This window comes from Paracoccus sp. (in: a-proteobacteria) (genome assembly GCF_039808215.1).
Lineage (GTDB): Bacteria > Pseudomonadota > Alphaproteobacteria > Rhodobacterales > Rhodobacteraceae > Paracoccus.
Genome location: NZ_JBDHSP010000047.1, coordinates 1 through 24,095, shown reverse-complemented (window position 1 = coordinate 24,095; position 24,095 = coordinate 1). Strand labels below are relative to the sequence as shown.

Here is a 24,095-nt window from a genome sequence, read left to right as displayed (position 1 = left end):
CCAATGATCCCGAAAGCATGTTCGATCCCGTGCATCTGGAGAACCTTGACAAAGGCTTCCTCGGTCGTCATTTTCATCGGCTTTTCTCCCTAATTGCGTTCGTCGCGGTAGTGGTAGATCTTGTAGAGGCCCCATTGGCCCAGGCGCCGGAAGGGGGTCTTCCAACCCTCGTGCGGCAACTCGCCATTGAAGATCGGCAGGCTGGGGATGGCTTCGCCCGCCACGAGCTGCGCCATGCGCCGCCCGGCCTGGGCCGAATACATCACCCCATTGCCACCGTAGCCCAGCGAGTAATAGGCCCCCGGCAGGTCAGGCAGGCCGGTGATGCGCGGCATCATGTCATGACTGACATCGACCCAGCCCCACCAGCTGTAGTCCAGTTCGATCCCCCGCAGGGCGGGGAACTTGCGGTGCATGCCTTCCTTCAGCCCGTTCAGATGCGCCGGGTTGGCCGCATCCTTGCCGGTGATCGCCGCGCGCGAGCCGATCTGCAGCCGGTTGTCGGGCAGCAGACGATAGTAATGGCGCAGCGTGCGGGTATCGGTCAGCGGCGACAGGGTCTTGGCGCCGATGGCCTCAAGCTCGCCCGCGTTCAGCACGCGGGTAACGATGCTGTTCGACATGATCGGCATCAGCCGGTCCTTGAGCCGCGGATGCAGACCGCGCGGCGCATAGGCCGCCGTCGCCACCGCGACGCGTTTCGCGCGCACGGTGCCGCCCGGCGTGCGCAGGTGATGCACGCCGTTCTTGTATTCCCAAGCCTGCACCGGACTGTCCACATGCATCTTGGCGCCCAGTTCCCGGGCCACGCGGCACAGTTCAAAGGCGTATTTCGCCGCATGGACGCCGACGCCGTCGGCCTCCCACATGGCGCCCTGGGCCTCCATGTCGCGCACCACATTCGCATGCAGTTCCTCGCGCGTCATGGTACGGGCGTCATAGCCGAAAGTGTCGCGCAGCAGCTGCGCCTCGGCGGTCAGCTTGGGCATCAGCCGCGCCTTGTGGGCGATGTAGTAATGCCCGCCGTCCTGCGGATCGCATTTCAGGTCGTGATCCTTGATCAGGCCCCGGAACAGTTCGAACGCCTCGACGATCTCGGCATGCAGGCGCTTGGCGGTGTCGAGGCCATAGCGCTCGATCCATTCGCTGCGCTTGAGGCGCCCCGAACTGATCTGAGCCTGGCCGCCGTTCCTGGTCGAGCAGCCATAGGCCACGCCATTGGCCTCGAGGATATGCGCCTGGATGCCGTGATTCTTGGCCAGATGCAGCGCGCAGGACAGGCCGGTATAGCCCGAGCCGATCACCACCGCATCCACATCCATGTCGCCGGTCACCGGACCGTCGTCCTGGGGCGGCGGACCGGCGGTGCCGATCCAGTAGGTGGGCGCATAGTCGCTTTTCGGCCCCAGCGTCGCATCCGTCATCGGATCGTAGAACGGGTCGAAGGGAACCGAGCCCTTGCGTCTTTCTATCGTTTGCATGGCTGCCTCACTTTGCCGGGATGGCCGGACGCTGCTTGCGGATCGCCTGTTTCTCGACCAGCTTGCCGTCCTTGATGCGGAACAGGTCGACACCCTGGACCTCGATGCGGGTGCCGTCGGGATTGGTGGCGCGGAAGGTCCACTGGCTGACGCCGCGGGTGCCGTCCTCGGACAGGAAATGCGTGTGGTCGGCCCATTGCACGTCCGGCATCGCCGTCCACACGCCCTCGAATGCCTTGGCGATCGCGGCTTTGCCCTCGACGCGGTTGCCGTATTCGTTGTCGCCGGCGACAGTATAGAACACGCAGTCATCGGCGAAATGCGTCATCACCCCGGCGATGTCATGGCGGTTGAAGGCGTCGAAGGTGGCCTTGAGATCGTCAGCGGTCAGTTTGTGGGTCATGAAGTCACTCCTTGATCAATAGCCCATGATGCGGGGCAGCCACAGAGAGATCTGCGGGAAGATGGCGATGATGAAGATCGCCACGGTCGAGGCGACTGCGAAGGGCAGCGCGACCAGGCTGATGCGTTCGATCGTCTCGCCCGAGATGCCCGAGGCGATGAACAGATTCTCGCCCAGGGGCGGGGTCTGGAAGCCCACCGACAGCGTGCAGATCATCACGATGCCAAAGTGGATCGGGTCGATGCCGACCATATAGGCCACCGGCAGCATCACCGGCACCAGGATCATGATCGCGGCCAGGGTCTCCATGAACATGCCCACGATCAGCAGCATGCCGATGACCAGCGCCCAGATCGCATAGACGTTCGTCGTCAGGTCCAGGATGCCGCCGGCGATGATGCCCGGCACGTTGTTCTCGACCAGGACGCGGCCGAAGATGATCGCCGAAAACAGCACCAGCAGCACGCGGCCGGAAAGCCAGGTGGTGGCCTCGAGCGACTTCACGATCTCGTCCCAGCGCAGTTCGCGATAGATGAAGATGCCGACCAGCAGCGTGTAGAAGATGGCGACGATCGCGGCCTCGGTGGGCGTGAAGAAGCCCGAATAGATGCCGCCCAGGATCACGATCGGGGCCATCAGCGCCCAGAAGCCCTGATAGCAGGCGCACATGATCTTGCGAATCGACATCGGCTCGTTCGAGCCGTGATAGCCGCGGCGCTTGCAGCGGATATAGTTCATCAGCATCAGGCCGCCGGCCATGACCGCACCGGGCAGGAAGCCCGCGATGAACATCTTGGAGATCGAGACGGTCTGGAACTGGCCATGCGCCTCGATGGCTTCGGGCGCGGGCGCGATGCCCATGGCCGAGATGCCGAAGATGATCATCGGGATCGAGGGCGGGATGACGATGCCAAGACCGCCGGACGCGGCCGTGACCGAGGCGGCATAGTCGCGCCCGTAGCCGGCGCGCATCATGCCCGGGATCATCAGCATGCCCACGGCGGCGGTGGTCGCCGGGCCCGAGCCCGAGATCGCACCGAAGAACAGGCAGGCGACGATGGTCGCCGTCGACAGGCCGCCGGTAAAGGGGCCCGCCAGGCTTTCGGCCACGGTGATCAGGCGCCGCGACAGGCCCGCGGCCTCCATCAGCGCCCCCGCCAGGATGAATGAGGGCAGCGCCATCAGCGGGAAGGACCCGACCGAGGACCAGGCCATCTGCACCATCTTGATCGGGTTGTCGCCCAGATAGAACATGGCAGCCAGCGCCGCGACGCCCAGACCCACGGTGATCGGCGCACCCAGCACCAGCAGCAGGAAGAAGGTGCCGAACAGGACTTCTACAAGATATTCGTTCATTTCTTGTGGGTCTCCTCGTAGACGCGCTGCTCCTCGGCGGCGAGGTCGAGCATTTCCTCGACCTCGACCTTGTCGGGATCGCGCGGGTCTATGCCCTTGACGAGCTTGAGATAGTTGACCTGGATGATGCGGATGGTCATCAGCGTGAAGGCGATCGGCAGCACCATGTAGACATAGCGCATCTCCCAGCCCAGGGTCTGCAGCTTGACGAAGGGCTTGAGCTTGCTGATGAACAGTGTCGATTGCCAGATGAAGACCAGGTTGAAGCCGACCCAGAACAGGTCGCCAATGGCCTCGATCACGCGCGCGACGCGGCGCGGCATGGCGTTCAGGTGGAACGATACCCGGTTGTGCGCCGAGATGCGCGCCGCATAGGACGCGCCGAAATAGGCGAACCAGACGAAGAGAACGACCGAAAGTTCCTCGATCCAGCTGATCGAAAAGCCGAAGATCTGGCGTGCGACGATCTGAACGAACAGCAGCGTCACGAAGATGGCCAGTAGCGTGCGGCAGATGTAACTTTCGATCTTGTCAAGATGGGTCCAGACAGCGGACATCACGGCCCTCCAGTTAAGGGGCTGAAAATTGACAGTTAGATCGTTTCGACGACAGGGCGGATGCGCCGGTGCCGGCGCATCCGCGATGGCGTTCGTTACTTGACGGGTTCGCGGCCGACGGCCGCAAGGGCTGCGTTCAGCACTTCGACGCCACCGATCTGGTCATAGAACTTGGGCCAGACCTTGCTGGTGGACAGTTCGATGAATTCCTTTTCGTCATCGGCGGGGGCGATGATCTCCATGCCGCGGCTGACCAGCTCGGCCTTGACCTTGTCCTCCTCGGCGCGCAGGAACTCGCCCGAGAACTTGGTCGCGGCCGCACCGGCATCCAGCACCTGCTGCTGCTGCTCGGGGGTCAGGCTCTGGAACAGATCCTCGGAGATGATCAGCGGCTCAAGCGAGAAGATGTGGCGCAGGGTGGTGATATATTTCTGCACCTCGTAGAACTTCATCGCATAGATGGTCATGAACGGGTTGTCCTGGCCGTCCAGCACCTTTTGCTGCAGCGCGGCAAAGGTCTCGGTCCAGGCCATCGGCGTGGGGTTGATGCCCCAGGCCTGATAATTCGCGATCATGATCTCGTTCTTGGGCACGCGGATGACCAGGCCCTGCAGGTCGGCCACGGTCGAGACCGGCCGCTTCGAGTTGCTCAGCACGCGAAAGCCCGAATAGGCCCAGCCGATGATGCGCACATTCGCATCCTCGATGGTCTGCTCGACCATCTTCTTGCCGACATCGCCCTGGGTCAGCTTCTCGGCGTCATCGACGCTGAGAATCACATAGGGCAGCGTCAGCGTGCCGACGGTGGGCGAGAAGGGCGTGATGTTGTTGATCGCCAGGATCGAGAAATCCAGCGTGCCCATCGCGGCCGCACCCACGGTATCCTGTTCGTCGCCAAGCTGGCCGTTCAGGAACAGCTTGCCCGACATGGCACCGCCGGACTTCTCCTCAAGTGCGGCGATGAATGCCTTGCCGAGCGCCTCTTGCGTGCCGCCGGCGCCGTCGCCCACCGCGATTCGGTATTCGACGGCCGATGCCGACATCGCGGCAACGCCCAGACCCAGCGCCAGGGCCGTACCCGTCAGGATGCGGGACATGAATGACATTGACTTCCTCCCTTTGCATGTGTCGCCTTGTTCGCAATCACATCTGCGACAATTTGTTGCAGATGACGCGACGGAAGAATATGACCAGATAAAGGCAACTGTAGGTCCAGATGGGCGATCTGATCCCGATCGAGATGTTTTTCCGGCGCGACAAGGACGCCGGGACGCTGCAGGCGCGGCTGGCCGCCGCCGTGGTGCGCGCCATCCTCGAGACGCGGGCGCAGCCGGGCACGCGGCTGCCGTCCTCGCGCGGGCTGGCGGGGTCGCTCGGCATCTCGCGCATGACGGTGACGCTGGTCTATCAGGAACTGATCAGCCAGGGCTATCTCGAGACGCGGGCGCGTTCGGGCATCATGGTGGCCGAGACCGTGCCGCACCGGCGCGTGCGGGTCGAACGCGATCCGAAGGCGCCGGGCGCGCTGGACTGGAGCCGCTGGCTGGCGGCGGCGCCGCCGCGGCAGCGGGTGATCCGCAAGCCGGCGGACTGGCGCGACTACCGCTATCCTTTCATCTATGGCCAGTGCGATCCCGACATCTTCGACCACAACGCCTGGCGCGACTGCGCGCGCCGCGCCTGGGGCACGCGCGATTTCGCGGAACTGGCCTCGGATTTCTACGGCGCCGACGACCCGATGCTGATCAATTACATCTGCGCGAATTCCTTGCCGCGGCGCGGCATCCACGCCGAGCCGGACGAGGTGCTGGTGACGCTGGGGGCGCAGAACGCGCTGTTTCTTGCCGTCGAACTGCTGGCGCGGGTCGATCGGCTGGCAGTGACCGAGGACCCCGGCTATCCCGATTTTGCCGAGACGCTGCGCCGCGCCAACAGCCCCACCGCCTTCCTGCCGGTCGATGCGGGCGGCCTCGACCCGCGGCTGCTGCCCGGCGGGACGCGGCTGGTGATCGTCACCCCCAGCCACAACATCCCCACCGGCGCCACCATGCCGCTGTCGCGCCGGCGCGAATTGCTGGCCCGCGCCGCCGCCCAGGATTTCCTGATCGTCGAGGACGATTATGATTTCGAGATGTCCTATCTGGCGCCCCCGGAGCCGGCGCTGAAATCGCTCGACCAGAGCGGGCGCGTCATCTATGTCGGCAGCTTTTCCAAGTCGCTGTTTCCGGGGCTGCGCATCGGCTACATGGTCGCCCCCGCGCCGCTGATCGCGCGGGCCCGGGCGCTGCGCGCCATCATGCTGCGCCACCCGCCCAACCACCTGCAGCGCATCACCGCGCATTTCCTGGCGCTGGGCCATTACGACGCGCATATCGTGCGGCTGCGCGGCGCGCTGAAGCGTCGCCGGGCACTGATGGAGGAGGCGCTGGCGCAGACGCCCCTGCGCATCGCCGGCGCCGCGCCCTCGGGCGGCTCGAGCCTGTGGATCGAGGCCCCCGGCGGCATCGACAGCGCCGCCCTGGCCGGCGCGCTGCAGCACGACAGCGTGCTGATCGAGCCGGGCGAGGTGTTCTTCGAGACCCCGCCCGCGCCCTGCCCCTATTTCCGCCTGGGCTATTCCACCATCCGCGAGGCCAATATCCGCCCCGGGATCGAGTTGATCGCGCGCCGCGCCACCGGGCTTGCGCAGGCGGCGGCGGCCTGAACCGCGGCCCGGCGGCGCCCGCCCCTTTCGCGGCAACTGCCTGCAAAGGCAGCGCCCTTGCGCCGTCCCGTGCCGGAATGGTAAACCGGGTGCAGGTTCGCGGGGCGCCATCGCCCCCGCGCGATGATGACATGACGCAAGGTCGGACAAAGGGGATAGCACGCGCATGACGATGACAAGGACCAGCTTCGGCAAGGAAGACCTGCTGGCCTGCGCCCGTGGTGAGCTTTTCGGCCCCGGAAATGCCCAACTGCCCGAACCGCCGATGCTGATGATGGACCGCATCACCGAGATCTCGGGCGATGGCGGGCTGCACGGCAAGGGCCATGTCGTGGCGGAATTCGACATCCACCCCGATCTGTGGTTCTTTCCCTGCCATTTCCCCGGCAACCCGATCATGCCGGGCTGCCTTGGGCTTGACGGGCTGTGGCAGCTGACCGGCTTCAACCTGGGCTGGCGCGGCTGGCAGGGGCGCGGCTATGCCCTGGGCGTGGGCGAGGTCAAGCTGACCGGCATGGTGCGGCCCGACCGCAAGCTGCTGCGCTATCACGTCGATTTCACCAAGGCCCTGCAGACGCGGCGCCTGACCATGGGCGTCGCCGACGGCCGGGTCGAGGCCGACGGCGAGACCATCTACGAAGTCAAGGACATGAAGGTGGCCCTGTCGGCCGCCTGACCCATGCACAAGGAGCACGCCATGCGCCGTGTCGTCATCACCGGGCTGGGCATCGTCTCTCCCATCGGCAACAATGCCGCCGAGGTCAGCGACAGCCTGCGCGCCGGCCGCTCGGGCATCGTCTTCGCGCCCGACTATGCCGAGCGCGGCTTTCGCAGCCAGGTCCATGGCACGCCCAAGATCGTGCTCGAGGACCATGTCGACAAGCGCAACCTGCGCTTCATGGGCGCCGGCGCGGCCTATAACTTTCTCGCCATGGAACAGGCGATCAAGGATGCGGGGCTGGCGGCCGGGGATGTCTCGAACGAGCGCACCGGCCTTGTCATGGGTTCGGGCGGCCCCTCGACCGCCAACCTCTTTGAGGCGCATCGCATCGTGCTGGAAAAGGGCGCGCCCAAGCGCATGGGTCCCTTCATGGTCACGCGCTGCATGTCCTCGACCAATTCCGCCTGCCTCGCCACGCCGTTCAAGATCAAGGGCGTGAACTATTCCATCACCTCGGCCTGCTCGACCTCGGCGCATTGCGTGGGCAACGGCACGGAACTGATCCAGATGGGCAAGCAGGACATCGTTTTCGCCGGCGGCGGCGAGGAACTGGACTGGACGCTGTCGTGCCTGTTCGATGCCATGGGCGCGATGTCGTCGAAATACAACGACACGCCCGAGACCGCCTCGCGCCCATTCGACGCCACCCGCGACGGCTTTGTCATCGCCGGCGGCGCCGGGGTCGTGGTGCTCGAGGAACTGGGCCACGCCCTGGCCCGCGGCGCGAAGATATATGCCGAGGTCACCGGCTACGGCGCGACCAGCGATGGCCATGACATGGTGGCGCCCTCGGGCGAGGGCGGCGAGCGCTCGATGCGGCTGGCGCTGTCCACCCTGCCCGAGGGCCGCCGCGTCAGCTATGTGAACGCGCATGGCACCTCGACCCCGGTGGGCGACGTGGGCGAGATCAAGGCCCTGCGCCGGGTCTTTGGCGAGGGCCAGGTGCCGAAGGTCGCCTCGACCAAATCCCTGACCGGGCATTCGCTGGGTGCGACGGGTGTGCATGAGGCGATCTATTCGCTGCTGATGATGCAGCAGGGCTTCATCGCCGCCTCGGCCAATATCACCCAGCTCGACCCCGAGATCCGGCCCGAGGAAATCGCCCTGCAGCGCATTGACAATGTCGATTTCGACACGATCCTGTCCAACAGTTTCGGCTTTGGCGGCACCAACGCGACGCTGGTCATGTCGAAATACCGCGATTAGGGCAGGAAAAAGGTCAAGCCATGGGCGAATTGCTGAAGGGAAAACGCGGCCTTGTCATGGGGGTCGCGAATGACCGCTCGATCGCCTGGGGCATCGCCAAGGCCCTGGCCGATCAGGGGGCGGAGCTGGCTTTTTCCTATCAGGGCGAGGCTTTCGGCAAGCGGGTCGAGCCGCTGGCCGCCTCGGTCGGTTCGGATTTCCTGCTTGATGTCGACGTGAACGACGACGCCTCGCTGGATGCGGCCTTCGGCCGGATCGCCGCCCGCTGGGGCAGGCTGGATTTCCTCATCCATGCCATCGCCTTTTCCGACAAGAACGAGCTGACCGGCCGTTTCATCGACACCAGCCGCGAGAATTTCAGGAACTCGCTGACCATTTCCTGCTTTTCGCTGATCGACGTGGCCAGGCGCGCGCATGGGCTGATGACGGCAGGCGGTTCGATCATCACCCTGACCTATGGCGGCTCGAACCGGGTGACGCCCTTTTACAATGTCATGGGTGTGGCCAAGGCGGCGCTGGAATCGGCGGTGCGCTATCTGGCCAATGACCTTGGCCCCGAAGGCATCCGCGTCAACGCCATCAGCCCCGGCCCGATGAAGACCCTGGCCGGCGCGGCCATCGGCGGCGCGCGCAAGACCTATCGCCACACCGAGGCCAATGCGCCCCTGCGCGCCAATGCCACGCTTGAGGCGATCGGCGGCACCGCGGCCTGGCTGTGTTCGGACTGGGGCGCCTGCACCACCGGGGAAATCGTGCTGGTCGATGGCGGCTATCACGTCCTCGGCATGCCGCAATCGGACAACCTCTGATGGCGCTTCGCTATTTCCGCGCCGAGGACGGCGCCCGCCTGGCCTTTCGCGACGCGGGCGAGGGCCTGCCGGTGCTGGCGCTGGCCGGGCTGACCCGCACGGGGCGCGATTTCGACTATCTGGCGCCGCATCTGCAGGGCGTGCGGCTGATCCGGCCCGATTATCGCGGCCGCGGCGCATCGGACTGGACCGGCGCCGAAAGCTATGCCGTGCCGCAAGAGGCGCGCGACGCGCTGGCGCTGCTCGACCATCTGGGCATCGAACGCGCGGCGATCCTCGGCACTTCGCGCGGGGGCATCATCGGCATGGGGCTGGCGGCGACGGTGCCGGGCCGGCTGCTGGGCCTGTGCCTGAACGACGTGGGACCGGTGCTGGAACGCCGCGGGCTTGAGCGGATCTTCGACTATGTCGGGCGCAACCCGGCGGGCATCAGCCTGCAGGACCTGGCCGGGCGGCTGCCGGCGATGATGCCCGGCTTTGCCAATGTCCCGGCCAGCCGCTGGCTGGAAGAGGCCGAGCGCCATTACCGCGAGACGCCCGAAGGGCTGCGGATCAATTACGACCCGGCGCTGCGCGAGGCCTTCCTGGCCGCCTTCGACGGGCCCGAGGTCGATCTCTGGCCGCTGTTCGAACAGTTGCGGGACCTGCCTCTGGCGCTGATCCGCGGCGCGAATTCCGACCTGCTGTCACCCGAGACCGCGGCCGGCATGCTGCGCCGCCAGCCCGAGATGATCCTGGCCGAGGTGCCCGACCGCGCGCATATCCCCTTCCTGGACGAGCCCGAGGCGCTGGCGGCGATCAGTGCCTGGCTGGCGCAGATGCGCACCCGCGAGACGCAGGAATAGTGGCGCCGGGGGTCTGCCCCGGCGCCCTCGGCCGCTATCCCGCCAGCAGCGCGGCATTGCCGCCGGCGGCGGTGGTGTCCACGCAAAGATGGCGCTCATGCGCGACATGGGCCTTGTCGGGCATGGCGGTGATCAGCGGCAGGATCGGCCCCTGCCGCGCCGCCAGTGCCTGCGCAATGGCCCGTGCCTGGGCCTGATCGCCCCACCAGATCGCGCCCGAAAAGCCCTGCAACCCGGTCAGGGCCTGCGGGTCAAGCCGGCCGTCGACCAACAGCGCCCGCCCGCCCAGCGCCTCGACCGCGCCAGCCTGCGCGCGCGCCGCCGCGGCGCCCGGACCCAGGCACAGCAGCGGCGGCCGGGCGAGGCAGGTCAGGCGGTTCAGCTCCCCCGTCGGGCCGGGCATCAGCGTCTCGCCGATCCGCGCCTCGGCCGCCTCGCCCAGACGCGCCGCCAGGGCACGCGGATCGGCGTCCTGCGCCCATTCCCCGGTCTCGGCACTGGGTGCCGGCGCCAGGAAACGCTGCAGATACAGCGGCCCGCCCGCCTTGGGCCCGGTGCCCGAAAGCCCCTCGCCGCCAAAGGGCTGGCTGCCGACCACGGCGCCGATCTGGTTGCGGTTCACATAGATATTGCCGGCATGCACCGCCTGCGAGACCTCCTGCACACGCGCGTCAATGCGGGTGTGCAGCCCGAAGGTCAGGCCGAAGCCGCGGCCGTTGATCTCGGCGGTCACCCGCTCCAGCTCGCCCGCGCGAAAGGTCGAGACATGCAGCACCGGGCCGAAGATCTCGCGCGGCAGGTCGTTGATGCTGTCCACCGACAGCAGCACGGGGGCGGTGAAATGCCCCTGTTTCGGCGCCCAGACGCGGTGCAGGATGCGGTCGGCATGGGCCTCGACATAGGTCTCGATCCCGGCCAGCGCCTCGGCGTCGATCACCGGGCCGACATCGGTTTCAAGGTTCAGCGGATCGCCCAGGCGCAGCTCGTCCATGGCGCCCTTGATCATGGCGATCAGATGCGGGGCGATGTCCTCCTGCACATAAAGGCAGCGCAGCGCCGAACACCGCTGCCCGGCCGAGCGGAAGCTGGAGGCCACGATGTCGCGCACCGCCTGTTCCGGCAGCGCGGTCGAATCGACGATCATCGCGTTCAGCCCGCCGGTCTCCGCGATCAGCGGCGTGCCGGGGGCCATGCTCGCGGCCATGGCGCGGGCGATGATCTGCGCCGTCTCGGTCGAGCCGGTAAAGACCACGCCGTTCACCCGCGCATCCGAGGTCAGCGCGGCGCCGACCGTATTCCCCTGCCCCGGCAGCAGCTGCAGCGCCGATACCGGCACCCCGGCCTGATGCAGCAGGCGCGTGGCGATGGCGGCGATCAGCGGCGTCTGCTCGGCCGGTTTCGCCAGCACCGCGTTCCCGGCCATCAGCGCCGCCGCGATCTGCCCCGAAAAGATCGCCAGCGGAAAGTTCCACGGGCTGATCGCCACGATCACGCCGCGCGGGTTGCCCGGGGCCTTTTCGCCCTCGGCGGCGTAATAGCGCAGGAAATCCACGGCCTCGCGCAACTCGCCCACCGCATCGGGCAGGGTCTTGCCCGCCTCGCGCGCCAGGGCGGCAAAGATCGGGCCGAAATTCGCCTCGTAAAGATCGGCGGCGCGGCGCAGCACTGCGGCACGCTCGGCCGCGGAGGCGTCCCAGGGCCGCGCGTCGGCGATGGCGCGGGTGGCGGTGGCGGCATCCGCCTCGAGCACATGCGCCACGACCTCGCCCGTCGCGGGGTTCACCACCGGCAGGCGCGTGCCGCTCGGCTCGGATAGGGTCAGCGGCGCGGCATCGGGCAGATCGCCCGCGCGGGCCTTTTCGATGCGGGCAAGGGTTGCCGCGTCGCTCAGGTCGAAGCCCTGCGAATTGCGCCGCCCGGCACCGAAGATCGCCTCGGGCGCTGCCAGGCCCGCGGGCGCGCGCGCCGTGGCCAGCGCCTCGAACGGGTCGCGGGCGACCTCCTCGGGGGACACCGATTCGTCCACGATCTGATGCACGAAGCTGCTGTTCGCGCCGTTTTCCAGCAGGCGACGCACCAGATAGGCCAGAAGGTCGCGATGCGCGCCAACCGGGGCATAGATGCGGCAGCGGCCATTGCTGTCCTTCAGCACGATGTCATGCAGCCGCTCGCCCATGCCATGCAGGCGCTGGAACTCGAATTCGATGCCGCCGACCATCTCCAGAATCGCGGCGACGGTCTGGGCGTTATGGGTGGCAAATTGCGGATAGATGCGGTCGGCATAGCCGATCAGCTTGCGCGCATTGGCGATATAGCTGACATCGGTCGCGATTTTCGAGGTGAACAGCGGGAAGCCTGGCAGCCCCTCGACCTGAGCGCGCTTGATCTCGCTGTCCCAATAGGCGCCCTTGACCAGACGCACCATGATCTTGCGGTCCAGCCGCGTGGCCAGGGCATGAAGCCAGTCGATGACCAGGCCGGCGCGCTTGGCATAGGCCTGCACCACGATGCCGAACCCGTCCCAGCCCGCCAGCGACGGGTCCGACAGCACCGCCTCGATCACACGCAGCGACAGCACCAGGCGGTCCTGTTCCTCGGCGTCGATGTTCATGCCCATGCCGGCGGCCTTGGCCTGGCGCGCCAGCGACAGCACCACCGGCACCAGTTCCGCCATCACCCGGCGTTCATGCGCCACCTCATAGCGCGGATGCAGCGCCGAGAGCTTGATCGAGATGCCGGGGTTCATCTGCACCGAGCCCTTGTCGCAGGCCTTGGCGATCGCCGCGATGGCGTCGGAATAGTCGCGGGCATAGCGCGCCGCGTCATTGCCGGTCATCGCCGCCTCGCCCAGCATGTCATAGCTGTAGGTGAAACCCTGCGCCTCGCGCACGCGGGCGCGTTCCAGCGCCTTGCGGATGGTCTCGCCCAGCACGAACTGGCGGCCCATCTCCTTCATGGCGCGGCCGACGGCGGCGCGGATCACCGGCTCGCCCAGGCGGCGGATGGCGCCGCGCAGGGTGCCCGCGATGCCGCCCTGGTCGTCGTCCAGCACCTTGCCGGTCAGCATCAATGCCCAGGTCGAGGCATTGACCAGCGAGGACGACGCCTCGCCCAGATGCCGGCCCCAGTCCGAGGGCGCGATCTTGTCCTCGATCAGCGCGTCGATGGTCTCGCGGTCGGGGACGCGCAGCATCGCCTCGGCCAGGCACATCAGCGCCACGCCCTCGCGCGTGGACAGGCCGTATTCGGACAGGAAATGCTCCATCAGCGACGGCTTGGCCTCGGCGCGGATGCGGCGCACCAGATCGGCGGCGCGGGCGGTGATCGCCTGGCGCTGCGGCGCGTCCAGCGCCGCCTGCGCGACAAGGCCGTCCAGCAGCGGCGCCTCGGGCTGGAATTTCGACGAAAGGCCAAGGGCGGAAAGGGGCATGGCATACTCCTGCGATGATGCGCCCCTGATACAGGGAAACGCTTGGACCATGTGGCCATTATGTGGCAAGCCTGTAGTCACCCGTAACATATTTCGCTCCGGATTTGGACCATGGATGAGCCGCTGGACGCCACCAACCGCAAGATCCTGCAGGAACTGGTGGCCAATGCCCGCATTCCGGTGACGGAACTGGCGCGCAAGGTCGGGCTTTCCAAGACCCCGGTGGCGCTGCGCATCCGCCAGATGGAGGAGATGGGGCTGATCACCGGCTATCGCGCCATCCTGTCGCCGCTGAAGCTGGGGCTGACGCATGTGACCTATGTCGAGGCGCGGCTGTCTGACACCCGCCAGAAGGCGCTGGAGCAGTTCAACGCCGCGGTGCGCGCCATCCCCGAGATCGAGGAATGCTACATGATCGCCGGCGGCTTCGATTATCTGCTGAAGGTGCGTTCCCATGACATGGCCGACTACCGGCGCATCATGGCCGAGCGCATCTCGGCCCTGCCGCATATCCATGCCACCACCAGCTATGTCTCGATGGAGGCGGTGGTCGAACAGAACTGGATGGCCCCCTGATATGGACCTGAAATGGCTCGAGGATTTCCTGGTGCTGGCCGAGACGCACAGCTTCTCGCGCTCGGCCGAACTGCGCGGCGTGACCCAGGGCGCCTTCAGCCGCCGCATCCGCGCGCTTGAGGAATGGCTCGGGACCGACCTTCTGTCGCGCGACAGCTATCCGGTGCATCTGACCCCGGAAGGCGTGCTGTTTCGCGAGACCGCCGAAGAGGCCGTGCGCATGATCCACGCGCGACGCGCCGAGTTCCGCGACCATGCCCGCGCCCGCGGCGGCGAGATTTCCTTCCTGTCACTGCACAGCCTGACCGTCACCTTCCTGCCCGGCTGGCTGATGCGGCTGAAGGCGGCGCTTGGGCAGGTGACCAGCCGCGTCAAACCCGAGAACTTCGACCGCTGCATCGAGGCGCTGACCGAGGGTGGCTATGACTTCTTCCTGACCTATGCCCATCCGCAGGTGAACATCCCGCTGGACCCGGCCGGCTATCCGCATCTGGTGGTGGGCCAGGACCGGCTGGTGGCGGTGGCACGGCCGGGCTGGCCGGCGGACTGGCTGAGCGACGGCATGCCGATGCTGAAATATTCGCGCGGCTCGTTTCTGAACGCCATGGCGCGCATCGCCCTGACCCTGCCCGGCGCGCCCAGGGTCTATGTGGCGCATACCGACGAATCCTCGATGGCCGAATCGCTGAAAAGCATGGCGGTCGCCGGCCATGGCATGGTCTGGCTGCCGCGCCTGCTGGTCGAGGAGGAGATCGCGGCCGGCAAGCTGGAGGTCGTCGCCCCGGAACTGCCGATGCAGATCCGGCTGTACCGCAACCCGGCGCGCGGCCGCGGCATCACCGGTCGCGCCTGGACCGCGGCCGGCCATCTGGGTAGTGAATATTCCCATTCCGCATAACCCAGCGCAACTCGGCATTGGCGCCGCGGGCGGAACATGCTGTAATCAAGGGCGCATGGCCGCGGGCAGCGCCCCGCCGAGGCCGGTTCCTGACATGACGCACCGCCGACCCATGCCCGCCGGCCGCGGCTGGCGCGTCATCCATCCGAGGTGAACATGACCAAGACCCGTATCGACCACGATCTGCTTGGCGATCGCGAAGTCCCCGCCGACGTCTATTGGGGCGTCCACACCCTGCGCGCGGTCGAGAACTTTCCGATCTCGCGCCACCCGATCAGCGAAATTCCCGAACTGATCCGGGCACTTGCCGCAATCAAGCAGGCGGCGGCACTGGCCAATGCCGATCTGGGTCTGTTGTCGCCCGAGCGCCGCGACGCCATCGTGACCGCCTGTGAGGAAATCCGCTCGGGTATGCTGCACGACCAGTTCATCGTCGACCAGATCCAGGGCGGCGCCGGCACCTCGACCAACATGAACGCCAATGAGGTGATCGCCAACCGCGCGCTGGAGATCATGGGTCATGCCAAGGGCGAATACCAGTTCCTGCACCCGAACGAACATGTGAACATGAGCCAGTCCACCAATGACGTCTATCCGACGGCGTTGCGCATGGCCTCGTGGAAGGGGCTGCAGAGCCTGATCGAGGCGCTGTCCTCGCTGCGCGGCGCCTTTGCCGAAAAAGGCGCGGAATTCGCCGACATCCTGAAGATGGGCCGCACGCAGCTGCAGGAAGCGGTGCCGATGACCCTGGGACAGGAATTCAACGCCGTCGCCATCACCATCGGCGAGGACGAGGCGCGGCTGGCCGAGGCCGCCAGCCTGATCTGCGAGATCAACCTTGGCGCCACCGCCATCGGCACCGGCATCACCGCCCATCCCGAATATGCCGAGCGCGTGCGCGCGCATCTGGCCGAGATCACCACGATTCCCGTGGTCACCGCCTTTGACCTGGTCGAGGCGACGCAGGATTGCGGCGCCTTCGTGCAGGTCTCGGGCGTGCTCAAGCGCATTTCGACCAAGCTCTCCAAGACCTGCAACGACCTTCGGCTCTTGTCCTCGGGGCCGCGCGCCGGCTTCAACGAGATCAACCTGCCCGCCATGCAGGCCGGATCTTCGATCATGCCGGGCAAGGTGAACCCGGTGATCCCCGAGGTGGTGAACCAGGTCGCCTTCGAGGTGATCGGCAATGACGTGACCATCACCATCGCCGCCGAGGCGGGCCAGCTGCAGCTGAACGCCTTCGAGCCGGTGATCGCCTATTCCATGTTCCGCTCGGTCAGCCATCTGATCGCGGCCTGCAACACGCTGGAAAAGAATTGCGTGCGCGGCATCACCGCCAACCGCGACGTTCTGGAAAGGACGGTGCGCCAGTCGATCGGCATCGTCACGGCGCTGAACCCCTATATCGGCTATGCCGCCGCCACCGGGGTCGCGACCGAGGCGCATCTGACCGGCCGCGGCGTCTATGAGCTGGTGCTGGAAAAGGGTCTGCTGCCCAAGGAGAAGCTCGACGAGATCCTGCGACCGGAAAACCTGACGAAGCCGCAGTTGTTCATCGACTGATCCATGCAGGCCCGCCCGGACCCCGGGCGGGCACAGCGCCTAGCGCAGCCCCTCGCAAAAGGCCCGGATGCGGGCGCAGGCCTCGGCCAGCAACGCATCCGAGGTGGCATAGGAAATGCGGAAATGCGGCGACAGCCCGAAGGCCGCGCCGAACACCACCGCCACGCCGGTCTCATCGAGCAGCGCCGTGGCGAATGCCTCGTCATCGGCGATCAGGCTGCCCGCGGCCGAGGTCCGGCCGATCAGCGCCTCGATCGAAGGGTAGACATAGAAGGCCCCCTGCGGCACCGGGCAGGAAATCCCCGGGCACTGGTTCAGCCCCGCCACCACCAGATCGCGGCGGCGCTGGAACACCGCGCGGCTTTCGACGATGTAATCCTGCGGCCCCTGCAGCGCCGCCAGCGCCGCATATTGGCTGATCGAACAGGGATTCGAGGTCGATTGCGACTGCAGCTTGGCCATGGCGCGGATCAGTTCCTCGGGGCCGGCGCCATAGCCGATGCGCCAGCCGGTCATGGCATAGGACTTGCTGACCCCGTTCATCGTCAGGCAGCGCGATTTCAGCTCCGGCTGCACCTGGGCGGGGGTGACGAAGCGGAAATCGTCAAAGACCAGATGTTCATAGATGTCGTCGGCCAGCACCCAGACCTGGGGATGGCGCATGAGCACCTCGGTCAGTTCGCGCATGTGCCCGGCGCCGTAGCCCGCCCCGGTCGGGTTCGAGGGCGAATTCAGGATCACCCATTTCGTGCGCGGGGTGATCGCGCCCTCAAGCTGGCCGGGGGTGATGCGATAGCCGTTCTGCATCGCGCCCTCGATGACGACCGGCGTGCCACCGGCCAGCAACACCATGTCGGGATAGCTGACCCAGTAGGGCGCCGGGATGATCACCTCGTCACCCGGATTCAGCGTTGCCATCAGCGCATTGAACAGCACCTGCTTGCCGCCCGTGCCCACCGTCACCTCGGCCGGGGCATAATCCAGGCCGTTTTCACGCGCGAACTTGTCGCAGACGGCGCGTTTCAGTTCCGCGATGCCGTCCACCGCAGTATAGCGGGTATGGCCGGCGTCGATTGCCGCCTTGGCCGCCTCGCGGATATGCGCGGGCGTGTCGAAATCCGGCTCTCCGGCGGAAAGGCTGATGATGTCGCGGCCGGCGGCGGCCAGTTCGCGGGCGCGGCCGGTGATGGCGATGGTGGGTGAGGGTTTGACGCGGGCGAGCGTCTGGGACAAAAAGCGCATCGGACATCCTGCATCTGGGCAGCCCGTCATAGGCCGCAGGTCGCAGGCAGACAAGCCGGAGACAGGCATGGAAAAGCACGAGGCCAGGCTGAAACGGCTGCGGATGCGCAGCTGGCGGCGGGGCACGAAAGAGATGGATCTGATCCTGGGCCCCTTCGCGGATGCCGAGCTGGCCGGGCTTTCGCCCGCCGAGCTGGACCTCTACGAGGCTGTGCTGGATGAGAACGACCAGGACCTCTACCCCTGGATCACCGCCCGCATGTCCGGCGCCGCCCCCGGCCCGGCGCGGCTCGCGCCCATGCTGGAACGCGTGGCGCTGGCGGCGCTGGCGCGTTTCGGGCGAAACTAGGGGCAATTTTAGACAATCGCGCCGGGATTAACCGAAGCTTGGCAATCTTGCGCCATGGTGGCTGAAACCTGTCCAAGCACGGATGATGCCCATGCAACAGCGCAGCACCGCCCAAGGCTTTCCCACGCTGCGGCCCCTGCCGCAGACCAGCCGCACCGACGCCTATCTGGAAAGCCTGCAGATCCTCGAAAGGCTGCACCGGCTTTTGCACGACCTCGTCAAGGACGAGTTCGAGCGGCTCGGCCGCAGCGACCTGACGCCGATCCAGGCGCTGCTGATCTACAATCTCGGCACCGCCGAGGTGACGGCGGGCGAGCTGCGCTCGCGCGGGATGTATCAGGGCTCGAACGTGTCCTACAACCTGCGCAAGCTGGTCGAACTGGGCTATGTCCATCACGAGCGCTGCGAGATGGACCGCCGCTCGGTCCGGGTCAGGCTGACCGTAACCGGCCAGGAGGTGCGCGACTGCGTGGCCGACCTGTTCATCCGCCACGCCGAGGGGCTGGAGGTCTCGGGGGTGCTGGACGATCCCTCGATCGAGACGGTGAACCTGCAATGGCGCCGCGTCGAACGTTTCTGGGCAGAGCAGATCCGCTACATCTACTGAGGGGCGGCCGCAGACCGCGCAGGGACGCGGGCGGGATGGCGGCAAGGCGGCGGCTGAGCGTTTCCCGCACCACCCGCGGCAGGTCCGGGCAGGACGACAAAGGGACCGCCCCGGCAGGCGGCCCCTTCCCGATGCGGCAGCCGCGTTCAGCAGCTGTAATACATCGCATATTCGATCGGGTGGGGGGTATGCTCATAGGCATAGACCTCCTCCCATTTCAGCTTGATGTAGGACTGCAGCTGGTCGCGGGTAAAGACATCGCCCGCCAGCAGGAAATCCATGTCCTTTTCAAGCTCTTCCAGCGCCTCGCGCAAGGACCCGCAGACGGTCGGGATCTCGGCCAGTTCTTCGGGCGGCAGGTCGTAGAGATCCTTGTCCGAGGCCGGGCCGGGGTCGATCCTGTGCTTGATGCCGTCAAGGCCGGCCATCAGCAGCGCGGCGAAGGCCAGATAGGGGTTGGCGGCCGGATCTGGGAAGCGGGCCTCGACGCGCTTGGCCTTGGGGCTTTCCGTCCACGGAATGCGCACACAGCCCGAGCGGTTGCGCGCGGAATAGGCGCGCAGCACCGGCGCCTCGAAACCGGGGATCAGGCGCTTGTAGCTGTTGGTCGAGGGGTTGGTCAGCGCGTTCAGCGCCTTGGCATGCTTGAGGATGCCGCCGATGAAATAAAGCGCCTCCTGGCTGAGATCGGCATATTTGTCGCCGGAAAACAGCGGCTTGCCGTCCTTCCAGATCGACATGTTGACATGCATGCCCGATCCGTTGTCGCCCTTCATCGGCTTGGGCATGAAGGTCGCCGACTTGCCATAGGCGTTTGCCACGTTGTGGATGACGTATTTGTATTTCTGGATATTGTCGGCCTGCTCGACCAGCCCGCCAAAGATCATGCCCAGCTCGTGCTGGGCGGTGGCGACCTCGTGGTGGTGCTTGTCGACCTTGATGCCCATGCGCTTCATGGTCGAGAGCATCTCGCCGCGGATGTCCTGCGCCGCGTCGATCGGGTTCACCGGGAAATAGCCGCCCTTGTGCGGGGCGCGATGCCCGAGATTGCCGCCCTCATAGGCGGTGTCGGTGTTCCAGGCGGCATCGGCCGAATCGATCTCGAAGGCGACCTTCTGCGGCGTGATCTGATAGCGCACGTCGTCGAACAGGAAGAACTCGGCCTCGGGGCCGAAATAGGCGGTGTCGCCGATGCCCGAAGCCTTCAGATAGGCCTCGGCCTTGGCGGCGGTGCCGCGGGGGTCGCGCGAATAGGGCTCGCCGGTGTCGGGCTCGGCGACGTTGCAATGCACGCAGAGCGTCTTTTCGGCATAAAACGGATCGACATAGACCGAGGACGGGTCGGGCATCAGCTTCATGTCGGACTGGTCGATCGACTTCCAGCCGGCGATCGACGAGCCGTCGAACATGAAGCCTTCCTCGAAGAAGTCCTCGTCAACCAGATCGGCGATCAGCGTGACATGCTGCAGCTTGCCCTTGGGATCGGTGAAGCGGACATCGACATATTCGATCTCCTCACTCTTCATCAGATCCAGAACGTCCTTGACTTTCATGGGTATTCCTTCCTTCAGCGACCCGGTGCGCGGGCGGGGAAATGCGGTGTCAGATGGCGTCGTCGCCGGTCTCGCCGGTGCGGATGCGGATGGCCTGCTCGACCGGCAGCACAAAGATCTTGCCGTCGCCGATCTTTTCGGTGCGCGCCGCCGAGATGATGGCCTCGACCGCCGCCTCGACCAGATCGTCGGGCAGCACCATCTCGATCTTCACCTTTGGCAGGAAATCCACGACATATTCGGCGCCGCGATACAGTTCCGTATGGCCCTTCTGCCGGCCGAAACCCTTGATCTCGGTGACCGAGAGGCCCTGGATGCCGACCTCCTGCAGGGCCTCCTTCACGTCGTCCAGCTTGAAGGGCTTGATGATGGCTTCGACCTTCTTCATGGCTGATCCTTCTGTCGCGGCTTGTCTGGAACCTGATTGGCGGCTTTGATGGGGCCCGTCCATGCGGCCTGCCCCCCGCGGCGACAGGAAAACGGGGAAAGCCGCGCAACTGCCCGGATTATGTGCTGGATGCCCAAAACATGTGCAATGCCGTGACCGACCTGCCCGAGATCCTGAGCACGCGGCAGATGCGCGCCGCCGAGGCCGCGGCCATCGCCAGCGGCCAGGTCAGCGGCCTGCAGCTGATGGAGCGCGCGGCCGGCGGAGTGGTGGCGCGGATCCTTTCGCGCTGGCCCGAGACGGCGGCGGCACGGCGGGCAGTGGTGCTGTGCGGCCCCGGCAACAATGGCGGCGACGGCTATGTGGTGGCGCGGCTGCTGGCGGCGCGCGGCTGGCAGGTCCGGCTGGCGGCGCTGGCGCCGCCCGCCAGCGCCGATGCGCGCCGCGCGGCCGGGCTGTGGCCCGGGCCGGTGGCGACGCTGGCCGATCTGTCGTTGGCGGATTTCGACGGCGACTGCCTGTGCATCGACGCGCTTTTCGGCACCGGCCTTGCGCGTCCGCTGCCGCCCGCGGCGCTGGCGGCGCTGCGCCTGGCCGCGGCGCAGGGCAGCGCGATCCTGGCGGTGGACCTGCTCTCGGGGCTTTGCGCCGACAGCGGCCGGGTGCTGGGCGGGCTGGCGCTGCCGGCCGCGGCGCTGAGCGTCAGCTTTCACCGCGCCAAGCCCGGACATTTCCTGGCCGAGGGCGGCACCCTCAGCGGCGCCCTGCATGTCGTCGACATCGGCCTTGCCGAGCGCAGCCCCGGATCGGGACCGCGCACCGGTCTCGCCGGTCCCGGGCATGGCCTGGCCAAGTGCGGCGGGCACAAATACGATCACGGCCACGCGCTGATCCTGGGCGGCGGGCCCGGGCGCGGCGGCGCGGCGCGGCTGGCGGCACGGGGCGCGCTGCGCGTCGGCGCCGGGCTGGTGACGCTGGCGCTGCCCGGCGCCGCCCTGCCCGAGAACGCCGCCCGGCTGGATGCGGTGATGCTGGCCGAGATCGACCGCGCGGCGGATCTGGACCGCCTGCTGGCCGATCACCGGCTGAATGCGCTCTGCCTCGGACCAGGGCTGGGCGTCGACCGGGCGCACGAACTGCTGCCGGTGGCGCTGGCAGCCGACCGGGCGACGGTGCTGGATGCCGATGCGCTCAGCGCCCTGCCGCAGGCCCCCGGCTGGCCCGGGGCGGGCCTGCATCCGGGCGTCATCCTGACCCCGCATGGCGGCGAATTCGCCCGCCTCTTCCCCGACCTTGCCGCCAGGCTTGCAGCTCCTGCCGACAGCGGCCCGGCCTTCTCGCGGCTGGACGCGGTGCGCCAGGCGGCAGCGCGCGCGCAAGCCACCGTGCTGCTGAAGGGGCCGGATACGGTCATCGCCGCCCCCGATGGCACGGCCCGCATCGCCGCCGCGGTGGCCGAGATGGCCGCACCCTGGCTGGCCACCGCCGGCTCGGGCGACGTGCTGGCCGGCATCATCGCCGGGCTGCTGGCGCGCGGCTTCGCGCCACTGGATGCGGCGGCTACCGGCGCCTGGCTGCACGCCGAGGCGGCGCGCCGCTTTGGCCCCGGCCTGATCTCGGAGGATCTGCCCGAGGCGATTCCGGGCGTCCTGCGCGGGCTGGCCGGCTGAAGTTTCGGCCGAAGTTTCCGCTCGCAAGCCGCAGGGCGCTTTGCTATGAGAGGCCCGATCCGCCGCCCGCCAGGGCCGGCGCATCGGCATGCGGGTGTGGCGAAATTGGCAGACGCACCAGATTTAGGTTCTGGCGCCGCAAGGCGTGGGGGTTCAAGTCCCTCCACCCGCACCATTTTCAAGATGTAAGTCCGTGTTACTATTGAATGCGGCCGGTTAGCCGGTTGAACAGCCCGCCACTTGGCCCGCCATCCCGTCAACAAATGCCTCGCAGTCCTTGCGGCGCCACACGGTCAGACCCTCCCATTTGATCGGCGTCGGGAACCTGCCGGCGCGCATCCGGTTCCAGACCGTGCTGCGGCGACTGCCAAGCAGAATGGCAACCCGGACATCGTGCAACCGCAGCAGCTCCAGCCCTGTCATTTCACACCGTCCCCAACGCTGCCTTATGCATATCGAGGATGGCGTTTTCCTCTTCAAGGTCGCCTTTGTCGCGCTTGCACTGGGCAATCACCATCTTCATCAATTTTGAGGCATACCGCCCCTGCCGGCGCCGCCGCGGCGGCGTTTTACGCACATGCCCTGAGCGGCATGTCCACCGCCGTAACCATGGCAAGGTCGGTCGTGCGCCGCAAAGGCGAGGGCAAGCCGTTGGTGGACGGATCGTTGAAGGCGCGGCACATGGCGGTCGAGGAGATCATCAGCCTCTCGGCGCAGATCACGTCGACCATCATCGCCAACGCCCATGTCACCACCCTGTCGGCGGCCAAGCTGCTGACCGTGGTCGGCGCGGCGCTGTCCGCGATCGGCACGAATGCCGCCCTTGGCGCGCAGGACCCGGCGGTGCGAATCAATGCCGGCACCACCCGCATCGATCCTGTCAGGGTGCTGATCGCGGGCGGCAAGATCGCGGCCAACACCATCAAGGCCAATGCCATCGAGATCGGCAATCATGACCTGGCACTGAGCGGCACGCGCCTTGAGGCCGATCCGGCCGGCAATGTCCCGACCTGGACCGCGGGCAAGCTGCACTGGACCGACGACAGCGGCAGCGCGCAGGCGACCGACATCGCCGCGGGAACCTTCATCTGGTCCAGCGGCACCGCCTATGTCTGCTGGAACAAGGACGAGGGCGTGCTGATCATCCAATCCGCGCTGATCGGCACGCTGGTGGCAAACGTGGGCCATATCAGCGGCACGCTGAGCGCCGCCAGGATCAGCGCCGGCACGGCGCTGTCCACGGTCAGGGACAATGCGGCGACCGGTGCGCAGGACCCCGGCACCCGGATCAACCAAGGCTCGACGAAGATCGACCCCGGCAAGATCACCATCTCGGGCCCGACGACGCTGCTTGACTGGCAGGCATCGCCGACAAGACCACGATCAACGGCGGCGTGATCGAGACCGGCTCGATCACCACGGGGTCGCTGCGCGTGGGCGTCACGCTCAATCTGGTGGTCAATGGCGGCTTTGACGATACCATCTCGCCCCGGACCCGGTTCTGGACCGGCAACAACTGCGCGCTGTCTTGGTCGGGCATAGGCGGTTCCGGGCAACGGTTGAAGATACGGTCGATCCAGCGTGGCACAGAGATCGGCGCGACTGGCGCCATAGCCGCGCATCACGCGCATGTTCAGTTCATCGCGCAATTGCCGGATCGCGGCGTTCAGCTCGGCCAGTGAGAAGAACCGCCGATTGCGCAGCCGGGCCAGGATCCAGCGCTGTGCCACCTGCACT

General features: G+C 66.8%; 24 protein-coding genes and 1 tRNA gene. 14 read left to right on the top strand and 11 right to left on the bottom strand.

What is annotated here, in order from left to right; all coding sequences use genetic code 11:
• Positions 1-89 precede the first annotated feature (89 nt).
• The 5 genes from WMK75_RS13695 to WMK75_RS13675 form a co-directional block, all read right to left on the bottom strand.
• Positions 90-1,481 carry an FAD-binding oxidoreductase gene (locus tag WMK75_RS13695; protein WP_347268213.1) on the bottom strand — a complete coding sequence of 464 codons (1,392 nt, stop codon included), beginning with the start codon at positions 1,479-1,481 and terminating at the stop codon, positions 90-92.
• Positions 1,482-1,488: 7 nt separating this feature from the next.
• Entirely contained in the window at positions 1,489-1,884 is a 396-nt protein-coding gene (locus tag WMK75_RS13690; RefSeq protein WP_347268212.1) for a nuclear transport factor 2 family protein, read from the bottom strand.
• A gap of 15 nt (positions 1,885-1,899) precedes the next feature.
• Complete coding sequence (locus tag WMK75_RS13685; RefSeq protein WP_347268211.1) at positions 1,900-3,240, bottom strand: TRAP transporter large permease; 1,341 nt, start codon at positions 3,238-3,240, stop codon at positions 1,900-1,902.
• Positions 3,237-3,797 (bottom strand): TRAP transporter small permease, encoded by a 561-nt coding sequence (locus WMK75_RS13680; protein WP_347268210.1) that lies wholly within the window; start codon positions 3,795-3,797, stop codon positions 3,237-3,239. The genes WMK75_RS13685 and WMK75_RS13680 overlap by 4 nt, the downstream gene beginning before the upstream one ends.
• Before the next feature lie 95 nt (positions 3,798-3,892).
• Entirely contained in the window at positions 3,893-4,903 is a 1,011-nt protein-coding gene (locus tag WMK75_RS13675; RefSeq protein ID WP_347268209.1) for a TRAP transporter substrate-binding protein, read from the bottom strand.
• Positions 4,904-5,013: 110 nt separating this feature from the next.
• Here WMK75_RS13675 and WMK75_RS13670 point away from each other — a divergent pair, with 110 nt between their 5' ends.
• The 5 genes from WMK75_RS13670 (at position 5,014) to WMK75_RS13650 (ending at position 10,082) form a co-directional block, all read left to right on the top strand.
• The gene (locus WMK75_RS13670; RefSeq protein ID WP_347268208.1) at positions 5,014-6,501 is read left to right on the top strand and encodes a PLP-dependent aminotransferase family protein; all 1,488 of its coding nucleotides are present in this window, start codon (positions 5,014-5,016) and stop codon (positions 6,499-6,501) included.
• Between the two features lie 166 nt (positions 6,502-6,667).
• A complete protein-coding gene (gene fabA / locus WMK75_RS13665; RefSeq protein ID WP_347268207.1) occupies positions 6,668-7,177 on the top strand; it encodes a bifunctional 3-hydroxydecanoyl-ACP dehydratase/trans-2-decenoyl-ACP isomerase in 510 nt (169 codons plus the stop codon).
• Between the two features lie 21 nt (positions 7,178-7,198).
• On the top strand, positions 7,199-8,428 hold the full coding sequence (fabB, locus tag WMK75_RS13660; RefSeq protein ID WP_347268206.1) for a beta-ketoacyl-ACP synthase I: 1,230 nt from the start codon (positions 7,199-7,201) through the stop codon (positions 8,426-8,428).
• A 20-nt stretch (positions 8,429-8,448) separates the two neighbouring features.
• Positions 8,449-9,237 carry an enoyl-ACP reductase gene (locus tag WMK75_RS13655; RefSeq protein WP_347268205.1) on the top strand — a complete coding sequence of 263 codons (789 nt, stop codon included), beginning with the start codon at positions 8,449-8,451 and terminating at the stop codon, positions 9,235-9,237.
• Entirely contained in the window at positions 9,237-10,082 is an 846-nt protein-coding gene (locus WMK75_RS13650; protein WP_347268204.1) for an alpha/beta hydrolase, read from the top strand. The genes WMK75_RS13655 and WMK75_RS13650 overlap by 1 nt, the downstream gene beginning before the upstream one ends.
• Before the next feature lie 34 nt (positions 10,083-10,116).
• Here WMK75_RS13650 and putA read toward each other — a convergent pair whose 3' ends face one another.
• Entirely contained in the window at positions 10,117-13,512 is a 3,396-nt protein-coding gene (gene putA, locus WMK75_RS13645) for a bifunctional proline dehydrogenase/L-glutamate gamma-semialdehyde dehydrogenase PutA (RefSeq protein ID WP_347268203.1), read from the bottom strand.
• A 111-nt stretch (positions 13,513-13,623) separates the two neighbouring features.
• Between putA and WMK75_RS13640 the strand changes: the two genes are divergently transcribed.
• The 3 genes from WMK75_RS13640 (at position 13,624) to aspA (ending at position 16,549) form a co-directional block, all read left to right on the top strand.
• Entirely contained in the window at positions 13,624-14,088 is a 465-nt protein-coding gene (locus WMK75_RS13640) for an Lrp/AsnC family transcriptional regulator (RefSeq protein ID WP_347268202.1), read from the top strand.
• Between the two features lies 1 nt (position 14,089).
• Complete coding sequence (locus tag WMK75_RS13635; protein ID WP_347268201.1) at positions 14,090-14,986, top strand: LysR substrate-binding domain-containing protein; 897 nt, start codon at positions 14,090-14,092, stop codon at positions 14,984-14,986.
• A gap of 156 nt (positions 14,987-15,142) precedes the next feature.
• Positions 15,143-16,549, top strand: coding sequence for an aspartate ammonia-lyase (aspA, locus tag WMK75_RS13630; RefSeq protein WP_347268200.1), 1,407 nt, complete (start codon positions 15,143-15,145; stop codon positions 16,547-16,549).
• Between the two features lie 39 nt (positions 16,550-16,588).
• Here aspA and WMK75_RS13625 read toward each other — a convergent pair whose 3' ends face one another.
• Positions 16,589-17,791: a pyridoxal phosphate-dependent aminotransferase gene (locus tag WMK75_RS13625; RefSeq protein ID WP_347268199.1), complete on the bottom strand. Its 1,203-nt coding sequence runs from the start codon at positions 17,789-17,791 to the stop codon at positions 16,589-16,591.
• A gap of 67 nt (positions 17,792-17,858) precedes the next feature.
• Between WMK75_RS13625 and WMK75_RS13620 the strand changes: the two genes are divergently transcribed.
• Together WMK75_RS13620 and WMK75_RS13615 are read left to right on the top strand one after the other, a co-directional pair.
• On the top strand, positions 17,859-18,140 hold the full coding sequence (locus WMK75_RS13620; RefSeq protein ID WP_347268198.1) for a succinate dehydrogenase assembly factor 2: 282 nt from the start codon (positions 17,859-17,861) through the stop codon (positions 18,138-18,140).
• 91 nt (positions 18,141-18,231) lie between these two features.
• On the top strand, positions 18,232-18,747 hold the full coding sequence (locus tag WMK75_RS13615) for a MarR family transcriptional regulator (RefSeq protein WP_347268197.1): 516 nt from the start codon (positions 18,232-18,234) through the stop codon (positions 18,745-18,747).
• Positions 18,748-18,893: 146 nt separating this feature from the next.
• Here WMK75_RS13615 and glnA read toward each other — a convergent pair whose 3' ends face one another.
• Together glnA and WMK75_RS13605 are read right to left on the bottom strand one after the other, a co-directional pair.
• Complete coding sequence (glnA, locus tag WMK75_RS13610) at positions 18,894-20,300, bottom strand: type I glutamate--ammonia ligase (RefSeq protein ID WP_347268196.1); 1,407 nt, start codon at positions 20,298-20,300, stop codon at positions 18,894-18,896.
• Between the two features lie 49 nt (positions 20,301-20,349).
• A complete protein-coding gene (locus WMK75_RS13605; RefSeq protein WP_347268195.1) occupies positions 20,350-20,688 on the bottom strand; it encodes a P-II family nitrogen regulator in 339 nt (112 codons plus the stop codon).
• Positions 20,689-20,828: 140 nt separating this feature from the next.
• Here WMK75_RS13605 and WMK75_RS13600 point away from each other — a divergent pair, with 140 nt between their 5' ends.
• On the top strand, positions 20,829-22,358 hold the full coding sequence (locus WMK75_RS13600) for an NAD(P)H-hydrate dehydratase (protein WP_347268194.1): 1,530 nt from the start codon (positions 20,829-20,831) through the stop codon (positions 22,356-22,358).
• 90 nt (positions 22,359-22,448) lie between these two features.
• Positions 22,449-22,533: transfer RNA gene (locus WMK75_RS13595), tRNA-Leu, on the top strand.
• A gap of 41 nt (positions 22,534-22,574) precedes the next feature.
• Here the strand turns inward: WMK75_RS13595 and WMK75_RS13590 are convergent.
• Entirely contained in the window at positions 22,575-22,781 is a 207-nt protein-coding gene (locus WMK75_RS13590; RefSeq protein WP_347268193.1) for a hypothetical protein, read from the bottom strand.
• 1 nt (position 22,782) lies between these two features.
• Positions 22,783-22,935 carry a GapR family DNA-binding domain-containing protein gene (locus WMK75_RS13585; protein ID WP_347268192.1) on the bottom strand — a complete coding sequence of 51 codons (153 nt, stop codon included), beginning with the start codon at positions 22,933-22,935 and terminating at the stop codon, positions 22,783-22,785.
• A gap of 14 nt (positions 22,936-22,949) precedes the next feature.
• On the opposite strand from WMK75_RS13585, the gene WMK75_RS13580 reads away from it, so the two are divergent.
• Positions 22,950-23,756 carry a hypothetical protein gene (locus WMK75_RS13580; RefSeq protein WP_347268215.1) on the top strand — a complete coding sequence of 269 codons (807 nt, stop codon included), beginning with the start codon at positions 22,950-22,952 and terminating at the stop codon, positions 23,754-23,756.
• Positions 23,753-24,040, top strand: a complete 288-nt coding sequence (locus WMK75_RS13575; protein ID WP_347268214.1) for a hypothetical protein — start codon at positions 23,753-23,755, stop codon at positions 24,038-24,040. The genes WMK75_RS13580 and WMK75_RS13575 overlap by 4 nt, the downstream gene beginning before the upstream one ends.
• The last annotated feature ends 55 nt before the right edge of the window (positions 24,041-24,095 follow it).